Origin of the sequence: Pseudomonas sp. Irchel 3H3 (assembly GCF_900187635.1) — a bacterium.
Taxonomy (GTDB): Bacteria; Pseudomonadota; Gammaproteobacteria; order Pseudomonadales; family Pseudomonadaceae; genus Aquipseudomonas.
Genome location: NZ_FYEC01000018.1, coordinates 51177 through 71075, shown reverse-complemented (window position 1 = coordinate 71075; position 19899 = coordinate 51177). Strand labels below are relative to the sequence as shown.

Here is a 19899-nt window from a genome sequence, read left to right as displayed (position 1 = left end):
GATTTCCGGCCTCGGAAAGATAGCGCTCGCAGGGCCGTGCACCTACGGCAGGTATGTTTTCCTACCCTCACATCAACGGCCTTTCCTCCAGAGATAACTGCCTACCAGGATGCCTATGCCGCAAATAATCGCCATATAGTACGCAGGCCCCATGGGGCTCGCCTTGAGCAGTAGGGTTACAACTATCGGGGTAAGTCCACCAAAGATCGCATAGGCCAGGTTATAGGAAAACGACAAACCACTAAAACGGACCGCCGCTGGAAAAGCTTTGACCATTACGAACGGCACCGCTCCAATAGTGCCTACGAACAAACCGGCCAGTGCGTACAACGGGAACAACCAGTCGGGGTGGTCGAAGAGACTGTGGTAGAAAGTCCAAGTAGTGATCAGCAGCGCAGCGCTGCCGAACACAAACACCCTCCCTCCGCCGAAGCGGTCCGCCAGTGCGCCGGAGGCCACACAACCGAGACAGAGAAATACAATCGCTAGGCTATTGGCTTGCAATGCAGTGGTCGCGGGGAAAAGGTAAATAGTTTGCAGCGTGGTCGGGGTCATTAGAATAACCACAATAACTCCGGCCGAGAGTAGCCAGGTCAGCAACATCGAAATCGCAATCGCCCCGCGATGGTCTCGCAGCACCGTACGCAATGGCATTTCTTCGGCCAAGGCTTTGCGCAATTGCAACTCGGCAAACACCGGGGTTTCATGCAGCCAACGGCGTAGATAGACCGCGAACAAACCGAACACACCGCCAAGCAAGAACGGTATCCTCCAAGCGTAATCGGACACTTCGGCTGGGGTGTAGAAGCTGTGAATTACCGTGGCGACCAGTGAACCGAGCAGGATCCCGGCGGTCAGACCACTGGTCAGCGTGCCACAGGCGAAACCCGTGTGTCGTTGCGGCACGTGTTCGGACACGAACACCCAAGCCCCCGGAACTTCACCACCAATCGCCGCGCCTTGAATCACCCGCATTAGCAGCAACAAAATTGGCGCCCAAATGCCAATCTGCGCGTAAGTCGGCAATAAGCCCATGATCAATGTCGGTACAGCCATCATGAAGATGCTCAAAGTAAACATCTTTTTGCGCCCCAAAAGATCGCCGAAGTGCGCCATGACGATACCGCCCAACGGTCGCGCGAGATAACCAGCAGCAAATATGCTGAAGGTCTGCATCAGACGCAGCCATTCCGGTATATCAGGCGGAAAAAACAACTTTCCAACTACCGCGGCGAAAAACACAAAAATAATGAAGTCGTAAAACTCCAACGCTCCGCCCAGAGCAGATAGCGATAAGGTCTTACAGTCATCCCGGGTCAGGGGGCGCGAGGATTGTTCGATGTTCGAGGGAATGGCAGTCATGGGAAAGCTACTCTTATAGTTTGCATTTTTTGAACCCCAACAACGTTGGCCAGGACTTGAAATTCAGTACAGGGAGCTACAAGTAAAGGACTACTGGGCATAAATGAACAGCGATGCCGAATGCTGGAAGTAGCATCTGATTAGAAATGGTATAGGGGGCTCGAACCGGTTCAAGGTAGGTGCCCAAGTAGCTGACAATCCGCTGCTGAATAATCCTCCACAGGTTCTTTTCGGCAAGGTCAATGCAGGGCATGGTTCGGCATATCACGGAAAAGCGATTGTAAGTATTTATCTTGTGTTTCTTTATTGTTATTAGGATGGTCTTAAATTGGCATCAATAACGAATTACCGATCAGAGCACACGCCCCCCCGACCACTTATCGCTCTCGCACATAATCCAAACGACTTCGCGGATCAACTCACAGATTAGCGTTTTGAGGTGGCTGGCGGGCATCGAGGCAGAACTGCAGATTCCCAGGTTTCTGGACAAACCTTCCGCGGAAATCCTGTGGGCAACCAGACGCCCTTCTTCGACTTCACGCATGGCCAGATTCAAAGGCATGATCGCGTAACCAATACCTGCTTCGACTGCACTTTTGAGTACATGCACAGAGTTGACCTCCATGGATATCTGAAACGGGCCTCGATCAACGTCCGCTGCACATCGAGGCGCCTTCAACGGATTCACCCCCCCCAATGTGAGTTTGCTCAAGAACACCTTTCACAAATTTAGGTTTTGCAGTACGAATCATTATGGGCGGCTACCCCAGTAAAAAATCACCGATAAATAATCGTAAACGTCGCCGATGCATTGGCCGGGCCCGGCGTCACCTGCTGCGTACTGGTACGCAGGTACCGGGCACGCAGCAAGATGGTATAACTTCCCTCCCTGGGTTGTAGAGAGACTCCACTACTTACCTCTCTTCTCAAAGGCAAGGTGACACCATCTTTGGTAGCAATCTGTACACCCACACCGCTGGCCGCTGGTGCCCCTCCCCCGACGCTCGGGTCGAGACTCAGTACAGCGCCCCGACTCGTGTTAATCACTGTTCGAACTGGATCGATACGAAAGGCTAGATCATTCTTATCCGCCGTTCCTGTAACGCCCTTGCCGCCGGCGTTCTGACCGCCTTGCGAGATCCAACCAGGAGCATTGCTAGTATACATTCCATGAAATGCTGGGCAGTTAATCAAGGCAATTGGAACATCCTTCCAGTCGGAAGCACTGCCTTGATTAGCGAAAACCGTTGTCAAATGAGTACCCATTGGCACCACTACATCTGGTGTACTGCAAGTACGCGACACTATATCAATACCTCCCTCCATATTGATCGTGAGCCCGCGCATTGGGATATTATCGAATTGGACTGACATTATCATAGTAGGTATACTTGCGCCTTGGAGACGACCTGGCTTAACATCACCGATCTTGATAAAGACCAAATCATAGCTCATATACCCAGCATTAACTCCGCCGCTAATTCCATCGTAATGAAAATTACAGATTCCCGATCGCGGGCAAGTACTACCATCACCAGCAACCTCTTCAATCCGCGCACTAAAGCTCGCAGGTAGAACGCCATACCTAGAAACTATTGCAACCCCCAGCCCATCTATGTTTGTTTCATAAACTTGGTTGGCATACTTCCCTCCAGACCAGTTGGCCTTTTTAGCTAAAGACCCTACCTGAAATGTGCCCTTTATTTGAAACGAGGCATCATAAGTACAGCTCACCTTAGGAGCTTTATTCGGAGCAATCTTAAACGACTGACGATAAACTTCACTTCCTATCGCCACATTACGCCCGACGGTGATAGCTGACACCTGCAGTGGCACAGTTCCGTTAGTTGCTCCGGTGAGATATTTACAGGTCGGCGCCGCCACTGCTATATCAGCCAAGGTCCAGAGTGCAGTAGATGCCAACACTGATTTGATCAAAGAGCCAAGTTTCATAATGATACCTTCTGCGTGTTCTCGGAGCGGGCGCTATCAGCGACCTGTTTACCGGCCGCACAAACGGCGTCCACTTGCTGCAATTGCTGCCCCTCGCCGGGCCCTGGAGGAATCATCAGTGCGCACCGTTGATGGGTCTTGCTGCCCCAATTGATCAACAACTGTTGGGTTTCAGGCTTGATGCGCGCATAAAGTTGTCCGCCCTGGCCGACCATGCCCACCGAGGCACCTTCGCCATCCATCACGCCTGCGCCAAAGGGCAAGCTGCTGCCATCGTCCAGGCGCACATTGAGCAGCACGGCACGGCCTAGGTTGGTCGTGTATTTGAGATGCACCACGGCACCTGCACGGGGGGCCACCTGTTGGCTGGTTTCGTTGAGTTCAACGTCCAGTGAACTACCAATCGGGTCGATTGCCACTTCATTCAACTCATAAGGGCGCAGGTACGGCACCACGGCGTTGCCGCTGCTATCGAGCTTGAGTCCTGGATGCCCTGCCACTTTAGCTCCCTCGGCGCCAGGCGCACTGACGATTGCCATGGTCTCGCCACGGTAAGGTGTCATCGTCAGGCCGTCGGCATGCGCGACCATTGTCCCGCTGGCCCCCAGTGACATGCTGGTATATCCATCTCCTCGTCCCAGCGCGGCACTAAGCATAGAACGAGCTCCGGTATATTGACCGTTGAGCGAGGAGCTTTTGCTGTTGCTTGCGCTGTCATGAGCGAAAGACGCGCCGTAACCGTACTGACGGTCCTCTCCGGCTGAACCACTAATTCCCGCCTGCTCATTGAAGTGGCCTCGGGTGTCTCGACCAACCTGAGCTGTCAGTTGTGGACCAAACCTCGAAGCACCAAACTCCAGAGGCATGCTCATAGTCAGCAGTAGGCTGTTTTCCATGTCGCCCAAGCCGATGCGGCTACGGTTGGCATTCAAACTGAAACTCACACGATTGAACTGCTTGCCATAACTGAATTGGTACTGCACGTCGCTGCCCGGCAGGTTCCAGTAATTCTGCGCATAACCGCTGATCGCTACTTGGCCCCATGATCCCAGGCTCTGGTCTGCCGTCACGGACAAACGGCTGCGCGGGCGCCCGAACATGCTGGCGTCCCAACCGTTTTTCTCTGCATCCAGTAGTTGTACGGCGTTGCTGAAATCCAAGTAATCACCGGTGGAGAACCGGTAAGCCGCGACTGAGAAGTTACTGCCGGTGCTGAGGATATTTTTGCTGTAGGACAGGCGCATGCTCTGCCCTTTGGCGGCTCCGCTCGCCAGATCAGTTTGGGCGTGAGTCACATCCGCAGCCATGGCGCCAATGGGCGTGCCAAAGGCAACGCCGGCGAGTACCGCCATGTAGTTGTCACTCGATTGCACACCACCAAAACCGGTGAAGGTGTTGTTCAGGCCATATTGCAGCGTACCTTGCAGCAGGCGAGCCTGATCGTCGACATAATTGTTTCGGGTTTCACCGGCGGTCAGGCTGAAACGTGAGGTGCCGGGGCGCAGTAATTGGCTGACCGAAGCATACGGCACGACAAAACTCTGTTCGGTACCGTCCGCTTCGGCAACCGTCACGTTGAGGTCGCCACCGTAGCCGGTGGAATACAAGTCGTCGATAACAAAAGCACCAGGAGCCACAGTGGTTTCCAGCAGCACGTTGCCAGCCTGGCGTACGGTAACCCGCGCGTTGGTACGGGCAATACCGCGAATCACCGGCGCATAACCGCGCATCGAATCAGGCAGCATCCGATCGTCGCTGGCCAATTGCACGCCGCGATACGACAAGGTGTCAAATATCTCGCCCGTAGTGTTCGACTCCCCCACCGTCAACTGGCTTTTCAGCGCGGTGATATCGCGCTGGGCGTAACTGTCCAAGGCATGATACTGATTGCCCTGGAGTGTTTGCCAGCTCATCGAGGCGTTATGGCGAAGGCGCCAGTCACCCAGGTTAAGGCCGGCATTGAGTCCCAAGTAGGCCGAGTCAAAGTTGCCGGTGCTGGTACGGTTGCGATTGCCATTGAAGTTGTAGCTGAGCATGCCTGCCGTCACGCCGCGATCCCACAACTCCGGGCTGACATAGCCCCGTGCATTACGCTTGAGCGCCACTTGAGGAATGCTAAGGTCGAGGGCCTGGTTCTCGGGCGAAAAGCTCGCGGTGGCACCCGCAATCAAAATCCCCAATGCCGCGCAATCCTCGCTGTCGAGGAGCTGGCTAGCCTCAGCCGACAAGCTGGACATCTCTACGCCCTGACGCTCCAGTATTCCACGACTCATGCAAACGACGGGGTTACTACCATCGGCTTGCGCCTCGATGCGAACATCGTGGCTACTGTTCATCTGACCATTGAGTATCACGTCTGCGCGATACCGTCCCGGCATCACCGGGTTGCCGCTCTGATAGGCACCAAGATCAATGCTACGCGAGTCTTCAGGCAGGAACGCCTCGTTGAACTGCACCTCTTGCGCAAGCGCACCGGACACACCACATGCGCCTGGAGCAATTGCCAGCACCTTTAAAATCAAGATAGTCAGCGGATTCAAGGCGAAGCGGGGCTGCGCCCCCAGTAACAACCTGGAGCGGGAAGAGGTCTGCATAAATAACTCGCGCGTAAAATCGTCAGGGATTAATCAGGGCTTGAGTGTTTTGCGGATCGGAATCAGTGCACCGTAATCATTGATGGCGCTGAACTCGACCTGGGCAGGACCGGTCGGCCGGGCCTTAAGCGTTGGCAGCAAAAATTGTCGGGTTTCACCCGGGGCAATCATCCCGTCCTCGCTAGGCGCACGCTGGGCGCCGACCACCACATCCAACTCAATCAGCGATACGTGAAACGCCGACGGATTGAACGCTTGCAGGGCCAAGCCTTGGCCATTACTGGCAGAAACCAACTGCCACTGCACCTGTTCCATTGCTTCACTGGCGGTACCCACTAATCCTGTTGGGCGATAGAACAGCTTGATCCGCGAGCGAAACGCCATCTGCAGCGTATTGACATCCCCCGCGCCTTGGGGCTTAGGAGGAATCTCCAGCACGTTGAGCCAGAACACCGACTCCTTGTCCTGGATCAAAGGAGCACCCGTGAACATCACCCGAAGGGTTTGCCCCTTGGCCGGATCAATACGTGCCACGGGGGGCGAGAGCAAGAACGGCGCCTTGGAGCTGGTGGGTGTCGACTCCACGCTACCGGTATCGATCCACGACTGCGTCAGCGCAGGCTGTGTTCCGTTATTGTTGAGCTTAACCGAGATTTCCTTCTGATCCGCTTCGTAGACCACCCGGGTTCCCGTGATCACTACACCAGCAGATGCCTGAAAACACATCAGCGCGGTAAAGCTTGCCAAAAGAAGTTGTTTGAATGGAAGTGTACAAAGCATTACGTCATCCCATTGCCGCCTGGATGCTCGCCCCGTTCTAGTTGGAACAGGGCGCACACCGATAACTTGCGACTTACTGATAATTAATAGAGTAAGTCACGGAGCTGACAACTGTACCCGGACCCGTAGCGGCTTCAGCGAAATACTGAACGGCATATGGTAGTTCTGCAGTGAAAGTCTTACCGTCGATATCAATACGGCTGGTGGTAGCGACCTGGCCAGTATCGCCGGCTTTGATTACCTTGCCGTTGGTTGCATCGACCAGTTGCAGCTGAACTTTGGTGGCTCCACCAGAGTTCCTCAGATTACCGGTATTTGAATCTACGGTGCCACCACCTTCAAAGTAAGCTGCTGCGGTTTTGAGTGAGGCGGAGCACTTGCTCAGCTGAATGTTGAAGAAGGTCTGACCCGCAACTAGGCCAGCTGCAGACAGCACCGACGTAGACAGTGTTGGCAGCGTGACGGTCGTTCCGCTTGCCTGGCCGTTGTTCACAGCAACGGTGCAGGTCTCGGCCATCAGAAAGCCGTTAAAGTTGATGGTGCCGTCCGCCGCGGTAGCGGCAGAGGTGGCGGTTGCAGCGACCAGTACAGCAAGGGCGCGGGCTTTGTAATTCATGAAGAAACTCCGGAGTCAGAATACTTATATTAAGTTCGGAGGCCTCCTTCCGCGGAAGCGCTCCTGTGTTGGTGCGAGATGAAGTGTAAGGAACACACGACAAACGCAATATAGGAGTACTCCGAAAAATCGAATAACCGCTAAAACCCCATAACTAATCAACATCAAAAAACTTATAAACCCACTGCTTAGTACAATTACCGAGATGACAAACAACTCCACACCAAATCAATAGGATCACTCCTAAAAACTCAACTCAGCGAGAGAAAATAGTTTTGTTCAATTGCCGATGGCGCATTTTCTGGGCGTATCAATAAATCAGCTTGTCTGGACATCGCAGAGAAGGTCAGCCCACTGCTTGAGCAGAATGCAAAGGTGATCCGCGATAGCCGTAGCGGGCCAGTTCGCGTCACCACGCAGTAGCCGCTCGATTTCTCCGGCTGGGGTCGTGATATCCGCCCACCCCACAGCCAGCGCCACACCGCGTAACTGAGGCAGCACCTGCAACACCCAACTGCGATCACGCAGGGCGATAGCCTCAATCAGACTACTGAGAGTTTTGCGAAGCTCAGCATGCTCCTTCTCCCCTTCATGATTCTGCTCGGACTGTGGTTGCACTTCGGGCGCCAAGGAAACGTCGCACCAGAGCTCAATCATTTGCTGCAATTTGCCCTGACTGACGGGGAGAGCCAGCAAGCCATCTATTCCAACATCAAAACAACGCTCGAGGTGGTCGTTGTCAGTGAGCGCCGACATGCCAACAATCGGGCAATACGCTCGTTGCTGTTCGTGCTCTAGATCACGAAAGGCCCCAGCCAGAGTGTAGTCATCAGCTTCTGGCAAGTCACAATTGATCAACACCATAGCGACCCGATGCGCGCCGAAACAAGCCAGTCCCTGGGTGGTATCAGCCGCAAGCAAAACCTCACAGCCGAGGTAATGGAGTTGTTCCACTAACACTTGCTGGTTGTCCGACGAGCCTTCCACCACCAGCACCTGCAACCCATTGCCGAGCGCTGCAATGTCTGTTGTTGCGACTACCGTCATTTCATCTCGCGAAAGCGAATCCCGGCGCGGGACCCACTTGACGGGCAACGTCACGTCCACCCGGGTACCAACGCCAAGCGTGCTAGTGAGCCTTAGCTTGCCGCGCATCAGTTTCACTAACCGCCGACACATCACCAAGCCCAGACCGGTCCCGCCCGTGCGATTGTAAGAGTGCGTGGACCGAGCATAAGGCCGGAACAACGAAAGCTGTGCCTGCCTGGACAAACCAACACCGCTGTCAATGACCCTGATTCGCAAGTGGCTGAAGTCACCCATGCCCCCCTCAAGCATCTGTAACTGCACCTCAACCTGGCCGTTTACGGTAAATTTGATGGCATTGGAAATCAGGTTGCACAAGATCTGTGCCACTCGCGCTTCGTCCAGCGACAAGGGGGTATTAAATCGCTCACCCGCTAATGTCAGCAACAGACCCTTTTGCTCGGCATAAACTTGGTGTTCATCCATCACTTGCTGGGTCAATTGCCAGACGTCAACCGGCCCCGGGTTAAGCTTGAACTGTCCAGCCTCAATCTTGGAGATGTCCAGCACATCATCCACTAAGCGCAGCAAGGTATTGGCACCGCTATTTGCAAGGTTGGTGAAATGAAGCTGCTGTTCGTCGAGGAGAGTGTGCTGCAGCAATTCTACAGCCGCCAGCACCGCATTCATGGGCGAGCGAATTTCGTGACTCATGACGGCCAGGAACATCGCTTTCTCCTGCTCGCGATGCAGAGCACGACGGCGCTGGATCCAACTTTGCCAAACCAGCGTCACGAGCAACGCTACCACGGCGAGTAATAGCCACAACTCTTCTTGGAAGTGTTCAGCAATGGCCTTGATGGTAGGTATGTCCAGGTTCATGTCGGCAAACCAAGCGTCATAGATCGCCTTGCGCTCATCCCCTGTGACCGAGGCCAGTGCCTTCTCCAGAATGGATAGCAGGATCACGTCGGAGTCACGCACCGCCATGCTCACTCCGGTATGCAACTGCGGCACCACGCCGGAAATCTGCAACACGCCCTGGTATTGGCGAGACAAATACGGGATGAGCATCCACTCCGAAGCAATGGCCGCATCGGCGCGGCCATCCTTGACCATCATCATCATGTCCACGGCGTTCTGGGCGGAGATGATCGTGATGCCTGGAACCTTTTTGCTCAGGAACGGGGCGTAAACTTCACGGCTCAGCATCACCAACCGTTTACCGGCAAGATCTTCCAGTTCAGCGAAAGGGTGGTCGTCAAAGCGGCTGACAAGAATGGTTGAACTGGTGTTGTAAGGCTGGGTGTAGAGCATCCCACGATCCTCGACAGGGTCATCAGACCTGCGTCGGGTGGGCAAAATGTCGACTTCACCGCTGATTAGCATGGCTTTGCGAGCGCTACGGGTGGTGGTAGCCACCGACTTGAAATGCAGGCCCGTGCGCAGCGTGATCAGTTGCAGGTACTTGGCAGACAGGCCTCGCAGTTGATCACTGCTGATATATTCAAAAGGCAGCAGGTCCTCGAAGACCCCGACACGCAGTACCGGGTTGGCCTTGATCCAGTCCCGCTCCTGCTGCGTCAATATCATCGGCACTGGGCCAGTATCTGCGCCCACTCCAGCCAGATGCCCCAGCAGAACCAACGTGAGCAACACGCGCGGCCACATCCCCCTCACAGTGGTGCCATCCGATGTGCGCGGACCACCGGCAGCACATCGAGCAGCCTATCGCCGCTCAGTGCTTGCCACTGCTGAACCAGTGCCTCTAGTGCTTGCGCGTAGGCAGGACTATCCCAGCCCTCTTCCCTGCGCAGCAGCAATTCCATACGCTCTGCTGCCGCCCCCAGGACTAACCATTCCATGATCAATGCTGCACCATGCAAGCGGTGGGTAGCGTGCAGCGCAGTAGGACGATCACACAGCGCCAAGGCCTTGATCAGGCTCCCCAGATCGCCGGCCATTTCCCGATTAATCGAAACTTGGTCCAGTTCGGGAGCCATCAAGCTCGCGCTCGGAGCCGCCAGCTTGACGCTACACCAGCGCTCAATGACCTCAGCCAGATGCCCAAGGCGAATGGGCTTGCTCAGCACTGCATCCATCCCGGCATCGAGACAGCGCTGAAGGTGCTGGTCGCCAGTCAAGGCTGAGATGGCAATGATCGGACAACGTGTGCGGCCCAACTGCAATTCAAAAACCCGCAAACCCTGGACCAGGCTGTAGCCATCTTGATCCGGGAGGTCGCAGTCCATCAGAATAAGATTGTAAGCACTTTGCTCAAACAAAGCTGTGGCCTGGGCGGCATCGGCAGCTAACACAGGCCGACAGCCAAAACCGCTGATCTGCGCTCGCAATACTTCTTGGTTGGCCAGCGTGTCTTCCACGACCAATATCTGTAAGCCGGTATCGGCCAGCTGGGATGGGAGCGGCTCTATAGCCGACATGAACGGAGACTCAGGAGCAAGCGTCGCGGGTAAGCAGATGGTTACCGTGGTGCCAACCCCCAACTCACTGCTGAACATCAACTCACCCCCCATCAAACGAACCATTTGCTGGCAGATCACCAGGCCGAGCCCCGTCCCCCCTGCATGATTACTGGAATGGCTGGCCTGGGCATAGGGTCGGAACAAAGTTGCCGTTTCCGCTTTGCTAACACCGATCCCAGTATCACAGACCTCAACCTGCAACTGCAGGGCATCATCCTGCAAGGCAGCCAGGTGTACGCTGATATCGACATCACCGGAATCAGTGAACTTGATGGCATTGGAAAGCAGGTTATGAAGAATCTGCGTCAGACGTGAACTGTCGAGCAACAACAGGGGCATCTTCGCCTGGACTCTCGGGTTCAGGCTCAGACGCTTTTCCCGGGCACGCAAGCGATGCAGGCCCACGACTCCTTCCACCAGCACCGTGACGTCGGTTGGCTCAATGGCGAGGCATAACGGCCGGATGTTCGGATCAGGCGTGTGCAGCCCATCATCAAGCAGGCGTACCAACGCGCTGGCACCGCTATTGGCCAGGTGAGCGAGGTGGCGTTGCTGCTCATTGAGGCGGGTGTGCCATAACAACTCAATAGCCGCCAGCACCGCATTCATCGGCGAACGAATTTCATGACTCATAACTGTCAGGAACATAGTTTTTTCCTGCTCGTTACGCACCGCAATCTGTCGCTGGCGGTGGCCGCGATAGACCATTAGGCACAAGCTGGCTAATGCCACGAGAGCCAGGATCAACGCGTGCAGATAATGACTGACAATACTCGTCAGTGTGGGCGCGTCCACATCCAGCTCCTGATACCACTGCTCATAGATGACCTGGCGCTGTTCGGTAGTAATCGACCCCAGGACTTTTTCGAGAATAGATATCAATACTGCCTGGTCTGTTCGGGCAGCCATGCTCACGTCCAACATCTGGCTCCCGACCACGCCCGAAGTCTCCAGAACCCCCTTGAACCGTCGGTACAAGTACGGCATCAGGAAGGTTTCCGTGGCGACCACCGCATCAGCGCTGCCCTCCACGACCCTGTTCAGCATATCCACGGCCGACTTACTTCTGATCAAGGTAGCTTGGAGCGAGCGCCCCCTGAACATCTGCTCGTAGTAGTCGACATCAGGAATCATCACAGTCCTGCCCTGCAGTTGATCTATATCGAAAACATCCGGGCGATCAACACGCGTCACGATGATGGGAGCGGTAGTGTGATAGACCAGTGCCTTAAGTACTGTATTCACCCGCTCTGACCGGAAGCGCAAGTAGGAGGACAGTATGTCTACTTGGCCATCCACCAGCATTTGCTCGCGTATCGCCCTGGTTTTACCCGGCACATACGTGAATTGAAGCCCCGTGGCCGCCGTTAGAAATTGCAGATACTGTTTTGATCGCCCGTGTAACTCCCCGTCTTTCATGTATTCGAAAGGAATCAGGTCCTCGACTACCCCTACCCGTAACGTCGGGTGCAGCGCGACCCACTGTCGCTCTTCAGCACTCAGTTCAACCGGCGCGGCCTGGATGAGCGAAGCTCCGCCCCCCAGCCAAAACAGCAGCAGGATCCTAAGCAGGCATTGCCTCATGGTGGACTGATGATCTTATTGAGCTTGAACAGCTCATTATTTGACGTGACCCCAAGCTTGCGAAACGCCGAGGTTTTCTGGGTGCTGATGGTCTTGATACTACGATTGAACTTATCGGCAATCTCACTCACGGTCATGCCCGCCAGATAACATCGAATGACTTCCTGTTCTCGGCTGGTCAACTCTGCCTGGACTAGCGCATCTGGCGCTTCGCTTGCATCGTTGCGAGTATCGCTGGTGACCGTTTCTGCTAGGCGATAGGTCATTGAGTTGCTCAGGTAGACTGCACCCGACACCACTTTGCGGATCGCCTTGACCAATTGAGCCATGTCCTCACCCTTGCCGACAAAGCCTCGGGCACCGACCCGCATGGCCAAGCCCACAGTCGCCGGGTCGTAGTGAGCGGAAAGTACGAGGATGTGGCAGCTAGGAAACTTGACCCGCAAGGCTCGAATCAGCGCCACACCGTCCAACTCATCGGGACTCAAGGAAAAATCAAGAAGTAACAAGTCCGCAAGGACTGTGGCAAGGCCGGCGATAAGATCGCGACTTTTCTCATAAATGCCAACCACCTCAAAGTCCGCCTCGGCCGCCAGAGTATTGACAAGTCCGTGCCGAACGACAGCATGATCATCCAACAACGCAATACGTATAGGTTTCATCGTGATTTAACCCACTCAGCTCAGCGCATCCAGCGCTGTTGGAATAATAGGATAGAACAGTAAACCGTGTGCCATACAGATGAGTGTATGCATCAACGGCTAATGACACATCCTAGCATTCCTTTTTCAAAGAAGGCCTAGTCGATTGGTTCTGTGCGGTCCCCACCCCCTTCAATAATATGCCTGATCCTGAACAGCTCATTGTTCGACACTACGCCCAGCTTACGGAAAGCCGAGGATTTCTGTGAGCTAATCGTCTTGATACTGCGCCTGAATTTTTCAGCGATATCGGTGATGCTCATGCCCGCGAGATAACAGCGAATCACCTCCTGCTCACGGGCAGACAGGCTGACAAAGCGCAACGCATCTCCTCGGCTTTGCTCCTCACCGTCATTATTGGTCGCAGTAGCCTCCGCGACGCGGTACGCCATGTCGGGGGTCAGGTATATCCCTCCTGAGGCTACAAGCCGGACGGCGCTGATCAGTTGGTTCATATCCTCAGCCTTACTGATAAATCCGCGAGCACCAACGCGCAACGCAAGTATCACCGTGGCCGCATCATAATGAGTTGAAAACACTAGGATGCGGCATTTCGGAAACTTCACCCGCAAAGCACGAATCAGCATGACGCCGTCCTGCTCATGAGGACCGAGAACGAAATCCAGTAACAATACCTCTGCCGGAACTGCCGCGAGACCTGCCATCAGGTCACGGGAGCGGGCATAAACGCCAACCACCTCAAAGTCGGACTCCTGCACCAGTCGACTCACCAAACCATGTCGCACGATTGCATGATCATCCAGCAAAGCAATTTGCAAGCATTTCATAGAGTACAGGCACTTTGTATAACGAACAAAAATATGAGAAGCACAAACCTCTCACCACCAGTAAGTTGTCGTCACGTCAGATGAGACCTACAACAAAAACTGCGCCCGGACAACTGAGCAATTGAACACTAAAAGCGAGACAGAAAAACCACCAAATGCACAATCTCACATCCATGGACAACCGATTAGGCTCTCGGGCATTTCGGAGTATTCTAACAGCCCAGGCACACCGACTCCTCAACCGACTAACAAATTGGCTAAGGTAGTAAACAACCTGAAAACATCGACAATCTTAAATTAGTTCAACCGCATTCAAGTTAACATCGGAAAACTCCTAAAAACGCAGCATTAACAGGAGCAGACTCGAACTTTAATTCTCAGACAAACCGCACGTTCAACAAAGCTGGTTAGCGTTGTTGACTCATTTCCTTTTGAGTAATGAAGTTCAAAAAAGCATCGATCTCCATCGGCCGTGCCAAAGCGTAACCCTGCCCTATCCGACACCCCAAACGGTGTAACAGCGGAATCGTCGACTCATCCTCGATTCCCTCGGCCACCAGACTCAAATTAAGCAGCTCTGCCCAATTGGCTATACCGCCGATGACCTTGCGCGACGACGAATGCCTCCCGACATCACGAACAAACGAACCATCGATTTTCATCTCATCGAACGACAAGTTCGCCAACAGATTCATCGTGGCCGCCCCAGTTCCGAAGTCGTCCAGCGACACCTGAAACCCCTTGGCCCGTATGGCCGTCAACGAGGCGGAAAGATAGAGCTCATCCGGCTCTGGCACATCCTCGGTGAGTTCGATTTTCAACAGTCGGGTCGGCAAGTCGGCCTGATGCATGCGTGCCGCCAGCCGATCAGCGAACTGCGGTGTACAAATAGTCTTTGCTGACGCATTCACGGCGATAGGAATCCAAATATTTTCACGCTTGAGTGCAAGCATCACCCTGAGCGTCCACATCTCAACCAGACTGAACAACAACAGGTCCAGGCCCAACCGATTAACCAGTGGCATCAGTACTGAAGGCGGAATTTCGCCGAAGTGCGGATGCCTCCACCGCACTAACGCCTCAGCCCCCACGACACGCCGGCTCAACAGTTCGAATTGCGGCTGGAACACGAAACGCAGCCCCTCCCCTGTAGTGAGCGCATTGATCACTTCATCTTCGGCCAGAGAGGTGAAGGTTTCCATGTGTTGTTTAGGATCGGACTTTACGCGAGTGAGTACCACCGCCCGCAAGGCATCGCCTAGGCCCAGAGCCCCACCTTCACGCAGGATTTCCACGTGGATTTCCGCTGCCCGTGCCAGTCGAGCATGGGACTCTAGTGCGCTAACTGTCACGCCGCCCATGCACTTGACCCAGAACTGATGGCTAGGCACTTGCTGATTAAACAAACGTTTTCCATCGACTACCCGTGCCGGTGCTCTCATCGTGATTTCCCCGGTCCAAAAGATGCTGGGGATCTGCGTCAGGCTACCGCCTTCATGGAGTCGCTTGAGAAGGCTTGGCAACATCAAGCCTGCATCACACTCGGGGTGAATTTCACATACGATGACGTCTACCGGATTCTCGATCAGGTAGTCTTCCACCATGCTTAAGGACGATAGGTTGGCTCGCGGGGTAACCCCCATGTAATTTAGTGCATCGGCAAGCCGGTGCGCGCAGGCAGTGACAGCGGTCAACGTAATAACGCCTAACGCCTTGAACTCGTCGGGCACGACGGTGTGTAGGATCATGACAGTAGCTTTCCTGATTCGGTTTCAGGAAAAAAGCTTATCAGCGCAAAAAAAGAATCAAATAGGATTGGGACTAAAAAATCAAAGCCGTGGGCACGGTCGCAGCGGGAATCGAAACACCCCTCGAATGACTCGTAATCCACCATTGAAAATCACCTAGCCCCTTCTAGACTTATCCAACATTGATTGTCACCAACTACCAATTATTTCAAAACGTGTTTTCTCCATAAGCACCTGTTTTCCCACGCAAACCGTCTAGCATCGTTTAGAGCAATGGCACGGTCGAGACTCAATCCGACCAACGTCATTGCACCGATTTTTAGTCCGATTCCTATTGGATTGAATGCTGCGATTGATTAGATTCTTAAAGAACTAGCGCCTGAGATCTACTTGCCATCACCACAAATGTTGTTGGCAGGACATTTCTATACAGATGCCCTAATCACTCAGGCAGACAGGCTGGCTCGCGCCACAAGAACTACTCTCAATAACCTGATGGAAACTCACGAAGCTGCGCCGCATACCCGCTATATCGCTCGTAAAGGTGAAATCAATGCCTGGGACAACTCCGACTTCGTCGAGGCGATCAAGGCCACCGGCAAGAACAATTGATCATCGCCGGCCCCCGCACCAGTGAATGCATGGCTATCCCGAGCCTCAGTGCAGCCACCTAAGCCCACAGTGCAGTGTTCGCGCCCTATCAATTGCTGATCAAGTGTTACCTCAAGGCGCAGCAAGTGGCCAACGAGCACGAAAAACTGGATTCCGAACGCTAATCCCTCATCCCTGGTGCCCCAGCACCGGCTTACCACTGCAAGGAGTTAGACCATGAGCAAGCCCTACGTCCGCTTGGACAAGAACAACGCTGCAGTTCTGCTGGTAGATCATCAGACCGGTCTACTATCGCTGGTACGGGATATCGACCCGGACAAATTCAAGAACAACGTGCTGGCCGTCGGTGACTTGGCCAAATACTTCAAGCTGCCGACCATCCTCACCACCAGTTTCGAAACCGGCCCCAATGGCCCGCTGGTGCCCGAACTCAAGGCTCAGTTCCCCGACGCGCCATACATTGCCCGCCCGGGACAGATCAACGCCTGGGACAACGAGGACTTCGTCAAGGCGGTCAAGGCCACCGGCAAGAAGCAGTTGATCATCGCTGGCGTCGTCACTGAAGTGTGCGTGGCCTTCCCGGCGCTGTCGGCCCTGGCCGAAGGCTTCGAGGTGTTTGTGGTCACCGACGCTTCCGGGACCTTCAACGCCCTGACCCGTGACTCAGCCTGGGATCGTATGTCCCAAAGCGGCGCACAACTGATGACCTGGTTTGGCTTGGCCTGTGAGCTGCACCGCGACTGGCGCAACGACATCGAAGGCTTGGGTACGCTTTTCTCCAACCACATCCCGGATTACCGGAACCTGATCACCAGCTATGCCACGCTAACTTCCGGTAAGTAAGTCAAAACCAGGGGCCACGTCGGGCCGTGGCCTTTTACAAATAGTAATGAACAGGCCCTGAACTGCCGGGACCTATTTTTGTCATGCCGAGCGATTCACGATCAACGTCAGACCCTCTGTGAGATCGCCCTGACTGTAGGTAAATTTGTGGTAATAAAACGCCTCACCCAATGGCGATGCCTCGATTCAAACGTCAGGTAGGGGCTTTGGATTCATCCGATCACGACAAGCAGAGAGCGGTCATCCGCAAACGGATAGGTAAAAAGGTCACTCCAACAAAGTGAGTTGCGGAGCGGTCTTTGAATTTGCGGACCAGAAACGAACAAGGGCCTGCGTGAAAAATCACGCAAGCCCTTGATATATATGGTGCCCGAAGCCGGAATCGAACCGGCACGCCCTTACGAGCGGGGGATTTTAAGTCCCATGCGTCTACCAGTTTCGCCATTCGGGCGGTAGCGCGGTGTAGTGGTCAATCACGACTTAAAGCCAACCAGTCGTTTTTGCTACTAGTGCGACAGGGGAGGAAATATATACACCCCTACCCTGCGAAGCAAGTTCATCCAAGGCAATTCCAGGACAAAACATTGCGCACCAGCTTAAATAAAAAAGCCCTGTAGATCGTTGATCTACAGGGCTATTTATAGTGGAGGCCGAGGTCGGAATCGAACCGGCGTAGGTGGATTTGCAATCCATCTATAAAGCCCTGTATTTCAATAGGTTAGCACGCATAGCGTTCCGCAAGCTACTGATTTTTAAAGGTCTACCGCCCACGGTTTTCGGGGGCTACGTTTTCGGTTGCGGAACGGTTTTTTGAGCATTGCCCGCGCCCTGCTGACCCGAAAGTGGCCTTCCATACCTTCAAAATCTCCTGCTGCTACGCTGAAAGTTCCACGGAGGATTCGCGATGCTGAACACTGACCTGCTCCCTTCCCTGCTCTATAAGCTCAATGAGAACCAACTCGCCCTTGAAGCCGCCATCATGGAGCTTTCGAACTGGGTCGAGCAGCGCGGCTCCGCAGACGTCGCGGACAATGTGCGTGGCGCCCTGGACACGATCAACCGGAATGAAGAGTTCATCAAAATAACGCTTGCGGTACTGATGACACCGGAATGACACGATGTGAATGCTTAGGGTGCATCCAAGACCGAGGTGGATCCGACTACGATTTTTCGGTGGCCTCGGGGAACCCTAACGATGCTGAATATAAAACTTAGTGACAGGCATCTTTCAGCCAATACGAGCCGTCCCAGAGAATCATGATTAAACGAAGAAGATGGTCTATCTTGTCAGCCGACTCACCTACTCAGGTGAATGCCATCTAGAAAGGATGCTGTATGAATCGATTGCCCCATCGCCGCACCCTCTTTGCACTCACGTTGGTCAGTACGCTCGTCGCAACTTCAGCGCTCGCCGCCCAGAGCCCTGCGGTTCAAGCGACTGTCGCGGGGCCTGTCGTCGGTACCAAGGTTACCGAACCCTATGTGCGAATGATGGCGCGCGAAGCGTATTTCTGGGGTTGGCCGATGGCCAATATTTTCAATCGTCGCCAGGCCTTCAAGGACCTGCCCGAACCCGGTTTGATGGGGGGCATCGTTCCGGTGGCCCCCATCAATCGGCTGTCGATGCTCAGCGACTACATTGACCCGGCCGAACGGCTGGTAGCCTGTCCGAACCAGGATGTCGTCTACGGCGCTGGCAGCATCGCCCTGGACCTTGAGCCAGTGGTGCTGCAAGTGCCGGACTTCGGCAGCCGCTTCTGGGTGTATCAGGTGGTCGACCTGCGCTCCGACAGCTTCGCCGAGCTGGGCAAAATGTATAACACCCAACCGGGTTTCTACCTGCTGGTCGGCCCGGACTGGAACGGCAAGGTGCCCGCTGGTATCACCAAAGTGTTCCGTGCACGTACCAATACCGGTTTCGTCATTCCTCGGGTATTCCAGGACGACACGGCCGCCGATCGCCAGGCCGTGCAACCGGCCCTGGCCGGTATCGACATGTACCCATTGTCCCAATATGACGGCAAGGTCAAACAGCGCGACTGGGCCAAACTACCGAAATTCCCGGCCCAGGCTTCGGATGGCAAAGCAGAAACCAAGTGGGTGATCCCGGAAAAGTTCTTCGATGAACTGCCGGCCCTGCTCAAGGACGCCAAACCATTGCCGGGCGAAGAAGCCCGTTATGCGCAAATGGCCGCCCTGGCTGCCATCGCCAAGGCCGACCCGCAGCTCCGTGCCGCGATGATCGACGAGGCGAAAAAGGCCGACAGCGAAGTGATCGACCCGCTGTTGCAGTTCCGTAACTATGGCCTGCAATTACCGAATCACTGGAGCACCGTGAGCAACGGTGCGGCGTTCGGCACCGACTATTTCAGCCGTACCGCCGTGGCACGCTCAAACATATTCGTGAACCAGCAGAAAGAAACCAAATACTTCTATCAGGACCTGGACGAAAACGGCCAGCGCCTCAACGGTCAGCACGGCTACAGCGTGACGTTCGCCAAAGGCAAGCTGCCTCCGGTCAAGGGCTTCTGGTCGCTGACGCTGTACAACGAACAGCACTTCTTCTCGCCCAACGAGCTCAAGCGTTACTCCATCGGCACCAAGAACAAATCCCTGCAAACCAATCCTGATGGCTCGCTGACCGTCTACGTGCAAAGCCAATCACCGGGCAAGGACAAGGAAAGCAACTGGCTGCCTGCGCCTAAAGATGCCGATTTCTCGCTGTACATTCGCGCCTACTGGCCGCAGGCCGACGCCCTCGACGGTAGCTGGACGCCACCGGCGGTGGTGAAAGCCAATTGAAAAG

The 19899-nt window shown here is 54.6% G+C and carries 14 protein-coding genes, 1 tRNA gene and 1 pseudogene; 4 read left to right on the top strand and 12 right to left on the bottom strand.

Translation table 11 applies throughout. The features are described 5' to 3' along the window. Positions 1 to 72: 72 nt before the first annotated feature. From CKW24_RS19015 to CKW24_RS18965, 11 genes are all read right to left on the bottom strand, one after another. Positions 73 to 1362, bottom strand: a complete 1290-nt coding sequence (locus tag CKW24_RS19015; protein WP_095169700.1) for an MFS transporter — start codon at positions 1360 to 1362, stop codon at positions 73 to 75. Positions 1363 to 1714: 352 nt separating this feature from the next. Beyond that, a complete protein-coding gene (locus CKW24_RS19010; protein WP_256585506.1) occupies positions 1715 to 2050 on the bottom strand; it encodes a LysR substrate-binding domain-containing protein in 336 nt (111 codons plus the stop codon). Positions 2051 to 2139: 89 nt separating this feature from the next. Further along, a complete protein-coding gene (locus CKW24_RS19005; RefSeq protein ID WP_095169699.1) occupies positions 2140 to 3315 on the bottom strand; it encodes a fimbrial protein in 1176 nt (391 codons plus the stop codon). Next, positions 3312 to 5909 carry a fimbria/pilus outer membrane usher protein gene (locus CKW24_RS19000; RefSeq protein WP_095169698.1) on the bottom strand — a complete coding sequence of 866 codons (2598 nt, stop codon included), beginning with the start codon at positions 5907 to 5909 and terminating at the stop codon, positions 3312 to 3314. The genes CKW24_RS19005 and CKW24_RS19000 overlap by 4 nt, the downstream gene beginning before the upstream one ends. 33 nt (positions 5910 to 5942) lie before the next feature. Next, positions 5943 to 6608, bottom strand: coding sequence for a molecular chaperone (locus CKW24_RS18995; RefSeq protein ID WP_371917599.1), 666 nt, complete (start codon positions 6606 to 6608; stop codon positions 5943 to 5945). 154 nt (positions 6609 to 6762) lie between these two features. Then, a complete protein-coding gene (locus tag CKW24_RS18990) occupies positions 6763 to 7305 on the bottom strand; it encodes a fimbrial protein (RefSeq protein ID WP_095169696.1) in 543 nt (180 codons plus the stop codon). Between the two features lie 318 nt (positions 7306 to 7623). Continuing rightward, complete coding sequence (locus tag CKW24_RS18985) at positions 7624 to 9990, bottom strand: ATP-binding protein (protein WP_256585501.1); 2367 nt, start codon at positions 9988 to 9990, stop codon at positions 7624 to 7626. Positions 9991 to 10007: 17 nt separating this feature from the next. Beyond that, positions 10008 to 12401 carry an ATP-binding protein gene (locus tag CKW24_RS18980; RefSeq protein WP_095169695.1) on the bottom strand — a complete coding sequence of 798 codons (2394 nt, stop codon included), beginning with the start codon at positions 12399 to 12401 and terminating at the stop codon, positions 10008 to 10010. Beyond that, positions 12398 to 13063, bottom strand: a complete 666-nt coding sequence (locus CKW24_RS18975; RefSeq protein WP_095169694.1) for a response regulator transcription factor — start codon at positions 13061 to 13063, stop codon at positions 12398 to 12400. Before CKW24_RS18975 ends, CKW24_RS18980 begins: the two co-directional genes overlap by 4 nt. Before the next feature lie 137 nt (positions 13064 to 13200). Beyond that, positions 13201 to 13890, bottom strand: coding sequence for a response regulator transcription factor (locus CKW24_RS18970; RefSeq protein ID WP_095169693.1), 690 nt, complete (start codon positions 13888 to 13890; stop codon positions 13201 to 13203). A 407-nt stretch (positions 13891 to 14297) separates the two neighbouring features. Beyond that, complete coding sequence (locus CKW24_RS18965; protein ID WP_095169692.1) at positions 14298 to 15638, bottom strand: EAL domain-containing protein; 1341 nt, start codon at positions 15636 to 15638, stop codon at positions 14298 to 14300. Between the two features lie 498 nt (positions 15639 to 16136). Between CKW24_RS18965 and CKW24_RS28485 the strand changes: the two are divergent. Both CKW24_RS28485 and ycaC read left to right on the top strand, forming a co-directional pair. Then, positions 16137 to 16414: pseudogene (locus tag CKW24_RS28485) on the top strand (hydrolase); the annotation flags it as partial. A gap of 52 nt (positions 16415 to 16466) precedes the next feature. Then, positions 16467 to 17093: an isochorismate family cysteine hydrolase YcaC gene (gene ycaC, locus CKW24_RS18955; protein WP_095169691.1), complete on the top strand. Its 627-nt coding sequence runs from the start codon at positions 16467 to 16469 to the stop codon at positions 17091 to 17093. 364 nt (positions 17094 to 17457) lie between these two features. Here ycaC and CKW24_RS18950 read toward each other — a convergent pair. Continuing rightward, positions 17458 to 17544 (bottom strand) — tRNA-Leu (locus CKW24_RS18950). Positions 17545 to 17997: 453 nt separating this feature from the next. Between CKW24_RS18950 and CKW24_RS18945 the strand changes: the two genes are divergently transcribed. After that, positions 17998 to 18207, top strand: a complete 210-nt coding sequence (locus tag CKW24_RS18945; RefSeq protein WP_095169690.1) for a hypothetical protein — start codon at positions 17998 to 18000, stop codon at positions 18205 to 18207. 221 nt (positions 18208 to 18428) lie between these two features. Continuing rightward, entirely contained in the window at positions 18429 to 19895 is a 1467-nt protein-coding gene (locus CKW24_RS18940; protein ID WP_095169689.1) for a DUF1254 domain-containing protein, read from the top strand. Positions 19896 to 19899 lie beyond the last annotated feature (4 nt).

What these genes read in the sequence shown, in the direction of transcription:
- CKW24_RS18975 (WP_095169694.1), bottom strand. Translation starts at nt 13,063, where the DNA reads ATGAAACCTATACGTATTGCGTTGTTGGATGATCATGCTGTCGTTCGG.
- CKW24_RS18945 (WP_095169690.1), top strand. Translation starts at nt 17,998, where the DNA reads ATGCTGAACACTGACCTGCTCCCTTCCCTGCTCTATAAGCTCAATGAG.
- CKW24_RS18980 (WP_095169695.1), bottom strand. Translation starts at nt 12,401, where the DNA reads ATGAGGCAATGCCTGCTTAGGATCCTGCTGCTGTTTTGGCTGGGGGGC.
- CKW24_RS18940 (WP_095169689.1), top strand. Translation starts at nt 18,429, where the DNA reads ATGAATCGATTGCCCCATCGCCGCACCCTCTTTGCACTCACGTTGGTC.
- CKW24_RS18970 (WP_095169693.1), bottom strand. Translation starts at nt 13,890, where the DNA reads ATGAAATGCTTGCAAATTGCTTTGCTGGATGATCATGCAATCGTGCGA.
- ycaC (WP_095169691.1), top strand. Translation starts at nt 16,467, where the DNA reads ATGAGCAAGCCCTACGTCCGCTTGGACAAGAACAACGCTGCAGTTCTG.
- CKW24_RS19000 (WP_095169698.1), bottom strand. Translation starts at nt 5,909, where the DNA reads ATGCAGACCTCTTCCCGCTCCAGGTTGTTACTGGGGGCGCAGCCCCGC.
- CKW24_RS19015 (WP_095169700.1), bottom strand. Translation starts at nt 1,362, where the DNA reads ATGACTGCCATTCCCTCGAACATCGAACAATCCTCGCGCCCCCTGACC.
- CKW24_RS19005 (WP_095169699.1), bottom strand. Translation starts at nt 3,315, where the DNA reads ATGAAACTTGGCTCTTTGATCAAATCAGTGTTGGCATCTACTGCACTC.
- CKW24_RS18965 (WP_095169692.1), bottom strand. Translation starts at nt 15,638, where the DNA reads ATGATCCTACACACCGTCGTGCCCGACGAGTTCAAGGCGTTAGGCGTT.
- CKW24_RS18990 (WP_095169696.1), bottom strand. Translation starts at nt 7,305, where the DNA reads ATGAATTACAAAGCCCGCGCCCTTGCTGTACTGGTCGCTGCAACCGCC.